This is a genomic window from Arthrobacter sp. T572, from assembly GCF_056780115.1.
In genome coordinates this window covers 3,896,207-3,909,347 of the sequence record NZ_JBRAZQ010000002.1, presented here as the reverse complement: position 1 = coordinate 3,909,347, position 13,141 = coordinate 3,896,207, and the positions used below count along the sequence as shown (strand labels likewise).

At 62.2% G+C, this 13,141-nt stretch carries 12 protein-coding genes; 7 read left to right on the top strand and 5 right to left on the bottom strand.

Translation table 11 applies throughout. The annotated features are described in order from the left end of the window. Nucleotide 1 precedes the first annotated feature (1 nt). Nucleotides 2-1,222 carry a sarcosine oxidase subunit beta family protein gene (locus tag ACUYMZ_RS19270; protein ID WP_442424096.1) on the bottom strand — a complete coding sequence of 407 codons (1,221 nt, stop codon included), beginning with the start codon at nucleotides 1,220-1,222 and terminating at the stop codon, nucleotides 2-4. Further along, nucleotides 1,219-2,568 (bottom strand): serine hydroxymethyltransferase, encoded by a 1,350-nt coding sequence (gene glyA, locus ACUYMZ_RS19265; RefSeq protein WP_481605344.1) that lies wholly within the window; start codon nucleotides 2,566-2,568, stop codon nucleotides 1,219-1,221. The genes ACUYMZ_RS19270 and glyA overlap by 4 nt, the downstream gene beginning before the upstream one ends. 150 nt (nucleotides 2,569-2,718) lie before the next feature. Here glyA and ACUYMZ_RS19260 point away from each other — a divergent pair, with 150 nt between their 5' ends. From ACUYMZ_RS19260 to ACUYMZ_RS19240, 5 genes are all read left to right on the top strand, one after another. Next, on the top strand, nucleotides 2,719-3,390 hold the full coding sequence (locus tag ACUYMZ_RS19260) for a GntR family transcriptional regulator (protein WP_481605342.1): 672 nt from the start codon (nucleotides 2,719-2,721) through the stop codon (nucleotides 3,388-3,390). 496 nt (nucleotides 3,391-3,886) lie between these two features. After that, entirely contained in the window at nucleotides 3,887-5,215 is a 1,329-nt protein-coding gene (locus ACUYMZ_RS19255; protein WP_481605340.1) for an MFS transporter, read from the top strand. Nucleotides 5,216-5,246: 31 nt separating this feature from the next. Continuing rightward, a complete protein-coding gene (locus ACUYMZ_RS19250; RefSeq protein WP_481605338.1) occupies nucleotides 5,247-6,503 on the top strand; it encodes an aminopeptidase P family protein in 1,257 nt (418 codons plus the stop codon). A gap of 115 nt (nucleotides 6,504-6,618) precedes the next feature. Beyond that, entirely contained in the window at nucleotides 6,619-7,422 is an 804-nt protein-coding gene (locus ACUYMZ_RS19245; protein WP_426004574.1) for an IclR family transcriptional regulator, read from the top strand. Nucleotides 7,423-7,628: 206 nt separating this feature from the next. Next, the gene (locus ACUYMZ_RS19240) at nucleotides 7,629-9,665 is read left to right on the top strand and encodes a glycoside hydrolase family 28 protein (protein WP_481605336.1); all 2,037 of its coding nucleotides are present in this window, start codon (nucleotides 7,629-7,631) and stop codon (nucleotides 9,663-9,665) included. Between the two features lie 135 nt (nucleotides 9,666-9,800). Here the strand turns inward: ACUYMZ_RS19240 and ACUYMZ_RS19235 are convergent, their stop codons facing one another. After that, on the bottom strand, nucleotides 9,801-10,277 hold the full coding sequence (locus ACUYMZ_RS19235; RefSeq protein ID WP_426004570.1) for a DUF4383 domain-containing protein: 477 nt from the start codon (nucleotides 10,275-10,277) through the stop codon (nucleotides 9,801-9,803). Between the two features lie 143 nt (nucleotides 10,278-10,420). Between ACUYMZ_RS19235 and ACUYMZ_RS19230 the strand changes: the two genes are divergently transcribed. Then, a complete protein-coding gene (locus ACUYMZ_RS19230) occupies nucleotides 10,421-11,392 on the top strand; it encodes a tetratricopeptide repeat protein (RefSeq protein WP_481605334.1) in 972 nt (323 codons plus the stop codon). A 2-nt stretch (nucleotides 11,393-11,394) separates the two neighbouring features. Here the strand turns inward: ACUYMZ_RS19230 and ACUYMZ_RS19225 are convergent, their stop codons facing one another. Continuing rightward, nucleotides 11,395-12,030, bottom strand: coding sequence for a LysE family translocator (locus ACUYMZ_RS19225; RefSeq protein ID WP_481605332.1), 636 nt, complete (start codon nucleotides 12,028-12,030; stop codon nucleotides 11,395-11,397). 103 nt (nucleotides 12,031-12,133) lie between these two features. Between ACUYMZ_RS19225 and ACUYMZ_RS19220 the strand changes: the two genes are divergently transcribed. Beyond that, nucleotides 12,134-12,589 carry an Lrp/AsnC family transcriptional regulator gene (locus tag ACUYMZ_RS19220; RefSeq protein WP_426004565.1) on the top strand — a complete coding sequence of 152 codons (456 nt, stop codon included), beginning with the start codon at nucleotides 12,134-12,136 and terminating at the stop codon, nucleotides 12,587-12,589. Here the strand turns inward: ACUYMZ_RS19220 and ACUYMZ_RS19215 are convergent. After that, nucleotides 12,586-13,050, bottom strand: coding sequence for an Lrp/AsnC family transcriptional regulator (locus ACUYMZ_RS19215; RefSeq protein WP_426007614.1), 465 nt, complete (start codon nucleotides 13,048-13,050; stop codon nucleotides 12,586-12,588). The genes ACUYMZ_RS19220 and ACUYMZ_RS19215 overlap by 4 nt on opposite strands. Between the last annotated feature and the right edge of the window lie 91 nt (nucleotides 13,051-13,141).

The window sequence follows — 13,141 nt, the reverse complement described above, 5'->3', positions numbered from 1 at the left end:
GCTAGTGGGCCACGGCTGCGGCGCCGTGTTCGTCGATCAAGGCACCGGTTTCGAACCGTTCCAGTGCGAAGGGAGCGTTGAGCTTGTGCGGTGCGCCCGTGGCGATCGTGTGGGCGAAGGTAAGGCCCGCTGCCGGGGTTCCCTTGAAGCCACCGGTTCCCCAGCCGCAGTTGACGAACATGTTCTCCACCGGGGTCACGCCGACGATCGGCGAAGCGTCCAGCGTGGTGTCCACGATGCCGCCCCAGGTACGGAGCACGTGGGCCCGGGCGAAGATCGGGAAGAGTTCCACGGCTGCTGCCATCTGCTCCTCGATCACGTGGAAGGAGCCGCGCTGGCCGTAGCCGTTGTAGGAGTCGACGCCCGCACCCATGACCAGTTCACCCTTGTGCGCCTGGGAGACGTACACGTGGACGTGGTTGGACATGACCACCGTCGGGTGGACGGGCTCGTGCAGTTCGGAAACCAAAGCCTGCAGCGGGTGGGACTGGATCGGCAGGCGGAACCCGGCCATCTCGGCCAGGACCGAGCTGTGGCCGGCGGCTGCCAAGCCTACCTTCTCAGTGTGGATGGTTCCGCGCGTGGTCTTGACGCCGGTGACGCGGTTGCCGTCCTTGATGAAGCCGGTGACTTCACAGTTCTGGATGATGTCCACGCCCAGCTCGTCGCACTTGCGGGCGAAGGCCCACGCAACGTGGTCGTGCTTGGCGATGCCAGCGCGCGGCTGGTAGGTGGCACCCATGACGGGGTAGCGGATGTTGTCGCTCGTGTTCAGGATGGGGCAGAGTTCCTTGACCTGGTCCGGCTCCAGCCATTCTGCGTCCACACCGTTGAGGCGGTTGGCGCCGACGCGCCGCATGCTTTCGCGGACATCGCCCAAGGTGTGGGCGAGGTTCATGACACCGCGCTGGCTGAACAGGAAGTCGTACTCGAGTTCCTCGGGAAGGATTTCCCACAGCTTGAGGGCGTGCTCGTAGATGGCCGCGCTCTCGTCCCAGAGGTAGTTGGAGCGGATGATGGTGGTGTTGCGGGCCATGTTGCCACCGGCCAGCCAGCCCTTTTCGAGGATGGCGATGTTGGTCATGCCATGGTTCTTGGCCAAGTAGTAGGCCGTGGCCAGGCCGTGCCCGCCACCACCGACGATTACTGCGTCATAGGACTGCTTGGGTTCGGGGTTGCGCCAGAGGAAGTCAGGGTGTTCGGGGAGGTGGTCGACACTCACTGGGCTGCTCCAATCATTTCTGCTTCGAGTACGGATTCGGCACCATTGCCGTTGTTGGAAAGGTGGGGGTACAGCGGGAACTTGTCCGCCAGCACGGTCACGCGGTTGCGGAGTTCGACGGCGGTCGCGTCGTCCAAGGTGCCGGTGGCTGCCGAGGCGATCAACGCCGTCGCAATGATGTCTGCAACTTCAGTGAATTCCTCGGCGCCGAAGCCGCGGGCGGCAAGTGCCGGGGTGCCGACGCGGAGGCCGGAGGAGACCATCGGCGGGCGCGGGTCGAAGGGGACGGCGTTGCGGTTGACGGTGATGCCGATGCGGTGGAGGGCATCTTCGCCCTGCTGGCCGTTGAGTTCGGAGTTGCGGAGGTCGACGAGGACCAGGTGGACGTCGGTGCCGCCGCTGACTACCGAGATGCCGGCCTGGGCAACATCATCCTGCAGGAAGCGCTCGGCCAGAATCTTGGAGCCTTCCAGCACGCGGACCTGGCGTTCCTTGAACTCAGGCTCGGAGGCGAACTTGAAAGCCACGGCCTTGGCGGCAATGACGTGCTCCAGCGGTCCACCCTGCTGTCCGGGGAACACTGCGGAGTTGACCTTCTTGGCGATGTCGGCGTCGTTGGTCAGGATCACGCCGCCGCGCGGGCCGCCGAGGGTCTTGTGCGTGGTGCTGGTGACGATGTGGGCGTGGGGGACCGGGCTCGGGTGCAGGCCTGCTGCCACCAGTCCGGCGAAGTGTGCCATGTCCACCATGAGGTAGGCGCCCACCGAATCGGCGATCCGGCGGAATTCGGCGAAGTCCAGCTGGCGGGAGTAAGCGGACCAGCCGGCAACGATCAGCTGCGGCTTGTTCTCGACGGCGAGGCGCTCCACCTCGGCCATATCGATGGTGTGGGTGTCCTCGCGGACGCTGTACGGGACCACGTTGTAGAGCTTGCCGGAGAAGTTGATCCGCATGCCGTGGGTGAGGTGTCCGCCGTGGGCGAGGTTGAGGCCCATGATGGTGTCGCCGGGGGTGATCAGCGCGTGCATGGCAGCAGCGTTGGCCTGGGCACCGGAGTGCGGCTGTACGTTGGCGTATTCGGCGCCGAACAGGGACTTCAGACGGTCGATGGCCAGCTGTTCGATCACATCAACGTGTTCGCAACCGCCGTAGTACCGCTTGCCCGGGTAGCCTTCAGCGTACTTGTTGGTCAGCACTGAGCCCTGGGCTTCCATGACTGCGGTGGGAGCAAAATTCTCCGAGGCAATCATCTCCAGCGTGGACTGCTGGCGGATAAGCTCCTGGGCGATCGCCTGATCAACCTCCGGGTCCGCCTGTGCGAGCGGGCGGATCAGCGGTTCAACCATGGTGTTCTCCTTTGACGTGCTTCTAGCGGCCGACTGTTAGGCAACTGATATATTAGAACTATTGCCATAGTATGTTGAACGTCACATAGTCGTCAACGGGTCGGTCAAAACTCGTCCGGCAGACCGCTTTACGGCCACGGGAAGAGAGTCATGAGCACAGCACTGGAAGCGTTGGAATCGGCACCGCAGGGTACGTCCCTGGCGGAAAACGCCTACCTGCTGTTGCGCGACCGGCTCATCATGCTCGATATCAAACCGGGCGACCCCATCAACGACGGTCAGATTGCAGCCGAACTCGGTATTGGCCGCACGCCGGTCCGCGAGGCCATCAAGCGGCTCGAAAGCGACCACCTGGTGGTTTCCTATCCCCGCCGCGGCACCTTCGCTACCGGCGTGGACATCACCCAACTCGCCGAAGTCTCCGAGATCCGCGAACTATTGGAGCCCTTGGCTTCCCGCAAGGCTGCCCGCATGGCCAGCTCCGCGATGCGATCAGAGCTTCGTGACGTTGCCGCCGCCATTCGTGACCTTGAAGGCAAGGATGCCTCCTCTCAGGAACTCATGCGCTACGACATCCAGGTGCACCGCCTGATCTACAAGGCCTCTGCCAACGCACACCTCGAGGACGTCCTGATCCGGTACGACAACCTCGCCACCCGCATTTGGTGCCACATGCTCGAAAAGATGCCCTCCGTTTCCGGGCACATCTCCGAGCACGCCGAACTTTTGACGGCCATTGCCGACGGCGACGAAGAGCTCGCCGCCAAGCTCGCCATGCACCACGTAGTGAGCTTCGAAGAGACCATCCGCCAGGTCCTCTAACCCCTCTCTCACCTTTTTCCCGTTTTTTGGGGACGCTCTCTCACCTTTTCCCCCTTTTTTGGGGACCCTCTCTCACCTATTTCCCGTCTTTTGGGGACGCTCTCTCACCTATTTCCCGTTTCTTAGGGACGCTCTCTCACCTTTTGTGTCGTTTGGCCGGACGCTCTCTCACTGTTCCCGCGCGGGTTGGTCGGCCCATGGTCGACGCCGGCACTCGTCTGGTCGCAACAGGTACCTCCTCTGTCAAATGGTGAGAGAGCGTTGGGGGCGGGTGGGGTTTTGGTGAGAGAGCGTCGGGGCTTTGGTGTGTGCTCTGCAACGTTGTTCTACTGAAGGCAACGGTCCCATGTGCCTGAACAAGCTGGCTGTGGCGCTGCGGTGCAACGCACCTCCAGAAGATATGGACTAAAACTACCCCTTGACCGTGCCGCACGTCACACATACTCTGGTGCAACAGCGTTGCGTCGAATGCAACCCCAATAATTTTGGTGGATCCATGAGTAACGAAACATCCTCAGTGGCAGCCGCTGCTACCACTTTCAAAGAGACAGCCAGCAGGGACACTCGACGGCGAGTTGTCACTGCCAGCTTCATCGGCAACTTCGTCGAATGGTTCGACTACGCCGTCTACGGCTATCTGGCCGGCATCATCTCCTCAGTGTTCTTCCCGGAAACGGATCGGCAGACCGCGTTGCTGGCAACGTTCGGCGTCTTTGCGATCTCCTTCTTTGTGCGGCCAATCGGTGGTTTCATCTGGGGCCATATCGGCGACAGGATCGGACGCAAGCAGGCGCTGAGCCTCTCCATTCTGATGATGTCGGTCGCTACGTTCTGCATCGCCCTGATCCCCGGCTACGCCACGATCGGCGTCATGGCTCCGATCCTGCTTTTGCTGGTCAGGGTGGTCCAGGGATTCTCCGCGGCAGGTGAGTATGCCGGGGCTTCCGCCTTCCTGGTGGAATACGCGCCGGCCGGTCGGCGCGGACTGTATGCCGCCGTCGTGCCTGCCAGTACCGCAGCGGGACTGCTGCTGGGATCGTTGCTTGCCGCCCTCCTCAGTTCGCTGATGACCGCTGAGCAGCTCAACGAGTGGGGTTGGCGCCTTCCGTTCCTCCTGGCCGCGCCGATGGGCCTGATCGGCCGCTACATCCGGACCAAACTGGAGGACACGCCGGCGTTCCGGGAACTGGCCGAGAAGGACCATGCGGTGAAGGCGCCCGCGTTCGCGATGTTCCGCCGCTACAAGAAGCAGTTGATCATCGCCACCGGCGCGGTGCTGCTGAATGCCGTCGGCTTCTACGTGATCCTCAGCTACATGCCGACGTACCTCTCGGAAGAACTGGGCTTCGGCGCCACGGAGTCGTTCCTGGCTACCACCATTGCCTTGGCCAGCTACATCGGCTTCATCTTCCTGACCGGCATCGCGTCGGACAAGTTTGGCCGGAAGCGGATGCTGCTCACAGCGTCCATCCTGTTCTCGCTGCTGACTGTGCCGGCGTTCATGCTCCTGGACACGCGGAACTTCCTGGTGATTGTGCTGGTGCAGATCCTCCTCGGCGGAATGCTCACCCTGAACGACGGGACGCTCCCCAGCTTCCTCGCGGAACTTTTCCCCACCAAGGTCCGCTACACCGGCTTTGCTGTCAGCTTCAACCTCTCCAACGCCTTGTTCGGCGGCACCGCCCCGTTCATGGCCACCCTCCTGATCGGCATGACCCACAACCAGTTGGCACCCGGCTGGTACCTGGTGGCTGCCTCCCTTGTTTCCCTCATCGCAGTCCTCTTCGCAGCAGAAACGTCAAAGAAGCCGCTGCAGCAGGACTGACAAACAACCACACCCATTGAAAGGAACACCCATGACCATCACCCAAGACCAGGCTGTCAACGACGTCGCCAAGCTTGAGCGCCTCAAGGTCCTCAACAACGGCCGGAAAGTCTCCTTGACCTTCTCCGACGCCGAGTTCGAGCGCCGTCTCGCCGGCCTCCGCCGCATCATGGCCGAGAAGGACCTCGACGCCGTGGTCCTCACCAGCTACCACTCCATCAAGTACTACTCCGACTTCCTCTTCACGTACTTCGGCCGTTCGTACGGGATGGTGGTCACCAAGGATGACACGGTCACTATCACGGCAAATATCGACGCCGGAATGCCTTGGCGCCGCAGCTACGGTGAGAACCTCGTGTATACGGACTGGCGGCGTGACAACTACATCCATGCCATCCAGGACGTCCTACGCACGCGCGGCATCAAGCCGCGCCGCATCGGCGTCGAAGATGACTCGCTGCCGCTGGACAACCGCAACAAGATCCAGGCCGCGTTCGCCGACGCGACGCTCGTTGACGTGGCCCAAGCCGCGATGCGCCAGCGCATGATCAAGTCGGCTGAGGAAATCGAGGTCATCAAGCACGGCGCCCGCATCGGTGACCTTGGCGGCGAGGCAATCCGCAACGCCATCAAGGCCGGAATCACCGAATACGAGGTTGCGCTGATCGGTACCGAAGCCATGGTCCACGAGATCGCGCGCACCTTCCCGAACTCGGAAATCCGTGACACATGGGTGTGGTTCCAGTCGGGCATCAACACTGACGGCGCGCACAACTGGGCAACTACGCGAAAGATCCAGGAACACGACATCCTGTCCCTGAACTGCTTCCCGATGACCAGCGGCTACTACACGGCACTTGAACGGACCCTGTTCTATGGCGAACCCGATGCCCGCTCGCTGGAACTGTGGAACATCAACGTCGAGGTACACAAACGAGGCCTGGAGCTCATCAAGCCCGGTGCCGTCTGCAAGGACATTGCCGCCGAGCTCAACGAGATCTATGTCAACCATGGCCTTCTCGCCAACCGCACCTTCGGCTACGGCCACTCGTTCGGCGTGCTCAGCCACTACTACGGCCGCGAAGCCGGACTGGAACTGCGTGAGGACATCGAGACGGTGCTGGAACCGGGCATGGTGGTGTCCATGGAACCGATGATCACTGTCCTGGATGGGCAGCCGGGTGCCGGCGGCTACCGCGAGCACGACATTCTGGTGGTTGGCGAGGACGGTGCGGAGAACATCACCAAGTTCCCGTTCGGCCCCGAGCACAACATCATCGGAGCGTAAGTGATGGGACCGGTGGTCACGGTGCACGGTGGCCACCGGCCCGATCGCGCCGCCGTCCGATTCGTGCCCGCGAGACGGTTCCGGTGCGGGCGACCCGGCGAAATATAGTGAATCCATGACTCCCGCGGAATCCAACGATGCTCCCAGCAACGGCGAAGGCAAAGGCGCCTCAGTAATCGTCAACGCCATCGCAGTGCTGAAGAGCTTCAGTGCCGAAGAACCTCTGCTCGGGGTCACCGAAATAGCCGGCCGCATCGGCATGCACAAGAGCACGGTGTCGCGCATCCTTGCCACTTTGGAGCAAGAGGGTTTGGTAGAGCGCGACGTCGATTCGCGCAGGTTCCGCTTGGGGCTGGGAATGATCGCCATGGCTGGCCCCCTCTTGGCGGAACTTGAAGAGCGCCGCGTCGCGTATCCGGTCCTCCGGGAGTTGACCGAACGCACCGGTGAGACCAGTGCGCTCATGGTGTGGAACGGCGTCGAATCCATGTGCGTTGAGCAGATCCCCAGCCGGCATCAGGTGAAGCACCTTGCTCCACTCGGCGCGCGCTACAACGAAGCTCTCAGTTCGTCAGTGCAGGTGTTTCTCGCTGGGGAGAATCCCGATCGCGTCCGGAGCCTGCTGCGCAGCGGCTCGGTCACGTTGCCCGGACTGGATGACGACGCCGTTGAGGCGTACGTCGGGCGGTTGGCGGAAGCGTCCAAGCGCGGATGGGCCGTCAATTTCGGAGAAACGTCCATTGAGGAAGTGGGCGTGGCCTCGCCCGTCTACGACCATCGCGGCGACATCGTGGCGTCCGTGCTGATCCCCGCACCCAAATTCAGGGTCTCCGAAGACATCCTGAACAGCCTTGGCGAAGCGTGCGCCGCCGCAGCAGCAAAGGTCACCACGCGCTTGGGCGGGCGCCCTCTGGCCTAGCGGCCCTACGGATCCCCTCGAGGTGGCAGTTAATGACAATCCCGTGCCGCAGCATTGTCATTAACTGCCAGCTCGGGGTTGACCTGACTCTCCTTCCTTCCTAGGGTATTCTGAGAAAACGTTTTCTTACCCTTGATTGTCCATGCCGGAGTGCCGTGTGCGCTCCAGGACTGGGTCACATCGTTGTGCCCGGGAAGGAATCATCCATGCGAACAGCCCGTACGAAACGCGCGCGCTTTGGAACGGCCGTTTTGGCAGTAGGCCTTGCGTCGCTCACGGCTTTTGGAACGCCGGCTGCCGCGGCACCGGCCAAAAAGCCCGGCGGGACGGACAGCCCCGTATGCTCCAGCAGCAGCGTCATGCTGACCGCAGGCACTGGCAACGCACCGCAGAACCTCTGCGTTCCTGCCCAAGCCACGGACCACAGCAGCACGCTCTTGGTGTGGAATAAGCCGGCGGACTACGCCGATGTGGTGGACTACCGCGTCTATATGAATGGGCGGCCGCTGGGAACAGCTGAGGAAAATGCCAAAATCCATTCGCCGGCCCAGGAGTACATAGATGCGTTCAGGGCCGCTGACCGGGACGGTTTCCACGTGAGGACCGTGGCGCACAACTTCACCGTGACCGGGTTGGCCCCCACAACTGCCTACCAATTCAGCGTCTCGGCGATGAGGGAAGATGGAACGGAATCGACGGTGAGTGGCCCCATCACTGTGACCACAACCCCGAGAGCACTTAAAGTCAGCATCACAGATCCGGCCTATAAAGCCGTTGGCGACGGGCAAACCCTCAACACCGCGGCAATTCAGAAAGCGATCGATACCTGCCGCACGCCGGGCTGCACCGTGGTGGTTCCTGCGGGCACCTTCACAACCGGGGCTCTGTTCCTTCATTCGGACATGACGCTGCATCTGGAAGAAGGCGCCCGGCTCCTCGGATCGGATCGGCCTGAGGACTATCCGCTGGAGAAGGGCTACTACCTCTATCCCGTCCCGGACCCCCTGCCCACCGAAACGGAGTACCGGAACTTCCGGAGGCCGCCGTCGTTGATTAACATCCTGCCGGCAGACAACGGGCGATCGGCCGAAAGCCGCGAGCCGGGAGCCGTCGCGAAGAACGTCCGCATCACCGGTAAGGGTGTGGTGGACGGTAACGGCTGGAAGCGGACCGCAGAAGGTTCCATCACGGACGAAGCCGGAAATGTGCTTCCGCAGTACGTCGCCAGCTCGGCCGGCAAGGTGCTGGATGACGGCCTCCTTGCCGCGGCTCAATTCCGCAACGCGAAGGAACACCCGGAGTTCCTGACGGGAGTGGTCAATAAGCCGGAAACGCTGGAGGATTCCGTGCTGTACGGCCAGTATCGCTCCAGCCTGATGACCTTCGTGGGTGTGGAAAACCTGTACCTGGAGGGAATCACAGCCGACAATCCTGCCTTCCACGGCGTCATGATCCTGGACAGTGAAAACACCACCGTGAACGGCATGCGCCACACGACATACAACACCAACAACGGCGACGGCTTGGAATTCGGGGGCACCAGCAATGGCATGGTGCTCAACAACTTCTTCGACACCGGGGATGACCAAGTCAATTTCGCTGCCGGACAGGGCAAGTACGGGGCACAAGGACGGCCGAGCGAGGATGTATGGATCTTCAACAACTACATGCGTATGGGCCACGGCGGAGTTGCTGTAGGTTCCAATACGGCGGCGTGGGTCCAGCGCGTCCTTGCCGAGGACAACGTGATGTACAAGGTCGAAACCGGCGGACTCCGGATGAAGAGCACCTCCGACATGGCAGGTGGCGGACGGGATTTCCTGTTCCGTGATACCGCCATGGCCTGCATGGGCAGCAGCGCGTTCATCATGACGCTCAGCTACAACCAGTCGCCGTCGGGGTATGTTGCCGCGGACTCCGCGACCTTCAAGAACGTCGCGGTCAGGAATGTTTCTGTGGATGGCAACAACTCGCCCACATGCGGCATGGCTGTCTCTGACAGCAAGCCGGTGATCGACATCCAAGCGGGCCCATCCCTGGGCGAAGGGACGGCCACCCTGGGCGCCTTCACGTTCCAGGATGTGGTGTTCCGAAATGTGAATCCCACCAACATCAAGGGGCTCACGGACTCCACTTTCGACGGCGTGACCTTCGAGAGCGTCCGGAACAACGCCAATCCCTGGCGCTTGGACGAGTACTCCACCGGGAACACCTTCACGGAGGTAAGCCCGGCGCCGCAGTAACCCCGAGATGGCAGTTAATGACAATCCGACGCGCAAACACTGCCATTAACTGCCACCTCGGCGGGTGAGACAACAGAACGGCGGCCGTCCCGCGAAAGTGGACGGCCGCCGTCGTTGTTATCAACGAGGGAAAGGCTACCTGGCCCTTCTTGCCGTTGTTGTCTCGTCCATGGCATCCCTGCCGAGCCACGCACCCAGGCCGATCATGGCCACGCCCAAGATCAAGTGCAGCCAGTTATCAGCGGTGTTGAACGGAACAAAGTTGGCGCCGGTTTCCTGGTTGATGACCAAGCCGTAGATCCAAAGAACTACGTAAACGGCGCCGCCACCCAGGAGGAACAGGCGTGCCATGCGAGCGTTCCTCGCCATGGCCAAACCTGCTACGCCGAACAGAAGGTGGACAATGTTATGGAGTATCGACACTTGGAAAACTCCAAGCAGCATGGCGCCGGATTCATGTCCCGCGAAGGTCATGGCGCCGTAATTGGTGGTGATTCCGGGGATGAATCCCAAGATGCCTACCAGCAGAAATACAATGCCAACGCCCATGGCGGTGTTGTGGAGCGTTAAGCCCATCGCGTGGTGATGGGCGGGGTGCGAAGCGGTGGTCATAAGTCCTCCCTTTCACGCTGGTTTCCGGCTCTTCTCGTGGAGAGCCGGCCTGCGGCAAGGGTGTCGGAAAACCTTGCCGACGCCGCCATAATACTCCTGAAATGCCGCAGATAGCAGGGGAAACAGCCGGATAGCATGGGTTCATGAGCCATGGTTCAGATGGGGAATTCAGGTCGTTCTTTTACGACACCCGTGACCTCACGCCGTTCCTGGAAGGGTACGTCCGCACTCCCGTCCGCGGCCTGACTGACGGTTTGGGTGACGCATTTTCCGGCGTCCTGAACGGTCGCAATTCCGCCAAGCTGTCAGTCGCGGGTCCGGTACCGCGGCTGAAGATGCTCTCCGGCAAGCCGGCCAAGGCCATGCACGACGCCATTTTCACCTCCACGGAGCCGGAATCGTTGCTTGCCCTGGCCCGCGCCTACCCGGGATGGGCGGGCCTTTGCCACGTCATGGCCGGACTTCTGGCGTACAAGCATGGAAGCTATCTCAGGGCGTCGGAGCTGTTGCGGCGCGGCTTGTCCACCAGGATCGACGACGACGCCAGCCAGTTCTCGGCAATGTACCTGGGGCGTGTGGTCACCCGGGTTGAGGTTGCGGAGCGCATCGAGGTTCCGGTCCTGTTCAGTGAGGAATCCGTGTTCCTTGCCTTGGCCCATTGCCTTCGCGAGATGGGCCTGACCGACTCGGCGCTGCAGGCCGTGGTGGGGCTGCCGCCGTCGTTGCCTTCTGCTTTGGCGCGCTGTTCGGCAGCGCATGCGCTGGGACGCCACCGCGAAGTAGTGGCCTGGACTGAGGGGCTCCTCAACACCGATGACCTGTCTGCCGCGCTGTTGCTCGTTCGCGCCAGGTCCCAGCGGGCGCGGGGTGACTATGACTCAGCGCAGCAAGCGTTGCGGGAGGTCCTCCGACGGCGGAAGACCAACCTGGCGCTGAAAAATGACGCACTGACCGACCGTGCCCTGCTTGCCCTGGACCTGGGTCGCCGTTCCCTCACGCCCCGCTCCATGAGGCCCTCCCCGGCGGCGGATCTGGAACCCGTGGAGTTCATCCGCAAAGACGAGGAAATGCGCAGGCTCTGGGAAAACGACTTCAAGAACCTCGGGGGAGAGTAGGCCTAGGCAAAAACCGGCAGGAGTTGCTCGGCCAGCAGCACCGCACCCAGCCCCACCATGATGATCCCGCTCGCCAGCGTCACCGCACGTGCCGCACCTGGTCGTGAAGCCAGCAGTTTCCGCGACGCCAAGGCGACGCCCGTGTAGACAAGCCCGGCCAGGGCCACGAACGTCAAGCCCAGCAGCCCTGACTGGACGGGCACGGGAAGGGTGGCGTCGGAGCTTACGAATTGCGGAACCAGCGCCACGAAGAACAGCAGGCCTTTGGGGTTGATGCCGCTGGTGCCAACGCCCTGCAGATAGGTGCGGAGGCGGCTGCCGGAAGGTACGACGGCGGCTTCCGCGCTGAAGCTCGCCCCGCGCCACGAGCGGAGGGTGACGACGCCGAGCCACAGCAGGTAGGCAGCGCCCGCGACAGTCAGCCAACCCAGCAGGCCCGGAACTCCTGCCAGGAGAGCCGCCAGGCCAAGCACCATGAGCGCGGTGTGGAGCACGTACCCGCTGCAAAGCCCGGCCACGGCAGGCACGAAGCTGGTGTGGCGTAGACCGGCGGAGATGGAGTAGGCCCAGTCGACGCCGGGCGTGCAGGCCAGGGTGGCTGACACGACGAGGAAGGCCAGAAACAGCTGCGGGTCCACGGTTCTCTCCAGGGTTTGTTGGTAGGAAAACTCTAGGGAAAACGGGGCGAAAAGTGCTCTCATTTTTTACTGCCCAGACTGCGGATTGCAGTAGTATTCTTGCGTGATTGATGGAATCGACAGAAGTATTTTGCGTCACCTTCAAGAAGACGGGCGGATTACTGCTACCGCCCTCGCGTCGAAGGTGGGTCTGACGGTGGCGCCCTGCCATCGACGTCTCCGCGATCTTGAGCAGTCCGGCGTTATCCGTGGGTATCGTGCGGACATTGACCCGGCCGCCGTCGGGCTTGGATTTGAGGCGATTGTCTTCGTCACGCTGCGCCAGGCGGACAAGGCCACCATGGCCGCCTTCGAAGAGAAAGTCGCCGCAAGCACCAACATTGTGGAGGCCCAGCGGCTCTTCGGTTCGCCGGATTACCTCCTGAAGGTCATCGCGGCCGATTTGCCCGCATACCAGCGCTTTTACGACGACGAGTTGGCGGCGTTGCCCGCAGTTGAGCGGTTGAATTCAACGCTGGTGATGAAAAACCTGAAGACCAACACCGGCCCGCCGGTCTAACCCTTTTCCTGCAGGAGTCCGGTGGTCCGGTACGGGATGACTTCGCGGAGGAACATGCTGGTGGACGTGCGGACAATGCCTGGGCACAGCCGGATCTCCTCGGACACCCGGTAGAGGTCGTCGGGGCTCCTGGCCACTACCCGGATGATGAGGTCGGTATCGCCGGCGGGGGCGTGGCACTCCAGTACTTCGGGTATCTCGCGCAGTGCGGCGATGGCTTCATTGAGGTGGCTTTGGTCCAGTTCGGCGCTGACCGCAGCGGCCACGCCCCGGCCAAGCGCGGAAGGAAGGACCCGGCTGCTGTTGGCGCGCAATGCCCCCGAGGCGGTCATACGCTCCAACCGTGACTGGACGGTCCCGCGGGCCAGCTTGAGTTTCTGCGCCAGCACCATGATGGGGACACGTGGATCCTCGTCCAGTGCAGCCATGATGCGGCGGTCTGTGGCGTCGAGTTCCTGCAAAGTGACCACTTCCTGTCGATGAACCGTGCCGGGACTGGTCAGATTGACTACTCAAGCACGCTCCTGTTGCACCTACTGTATGCCCCCTGCT

Bases quoted from the DNA above. Each gene is read 5' to 3' on its own strand.
- ACUYMZ_RS19240 (WP_481605336.1), top strand. From the start codon at position 7,629: ATGCGAACAGCCCGTACGAAACGCGCGCGCTTTGGAACGGCCGTTTTG.
- ACUYMZ_RS19230 (WP_481605334.1), top strand. From the start codon at position 10,421: ATGAGCCATGGTTCAGATGGGGAATTCAGGTCGTTCTTTTACGACACC.
- ACUYMZ_RS19250 (WP_481605338.1), top strand. From the start codon at position 5,247: ATGACCATCACCCAAGACCAGGCTGTCAACGACGTCGCCAAGCTTGAG.
- ACUYMZ_RS19255 (WP_481605340.1), top strand. From the start codon at position 3,887: ATGAGTAACGAAACATCCTCAGTGGCAGCCGCTGCTACCACTTTCAAA.
- glyA (WP_481605344.1), bottom strand. From the start codon at position 2,568: ATGGTTGAACCGCTGATCCGCCCGCTCGCACAGGCGGACCCGGAGGTT.
- ACUYMZ_RS19235 (WP_426004570.1), bottom strand. From the start codon at position 10,277: ATGACCACCGCTTCGCACCCCGCCCATCACCACGCGATGGGCTTAACG.
- ACUYMZ_RS19260 (WP_481605342.1), top strand. From the start codon at position 2,719: ATGAGCACAGCACTGGAAGCGTTGGAATCGGCACCGCAGGGTACGTCC.
- ACUYMZ_RS19245 (WP_426004574.1), top strand. From the start codon at position 6,619: ATGACTCCCGCGGAATCCAACGATGCTCCCAGCAACGGCGAAGGCAAA.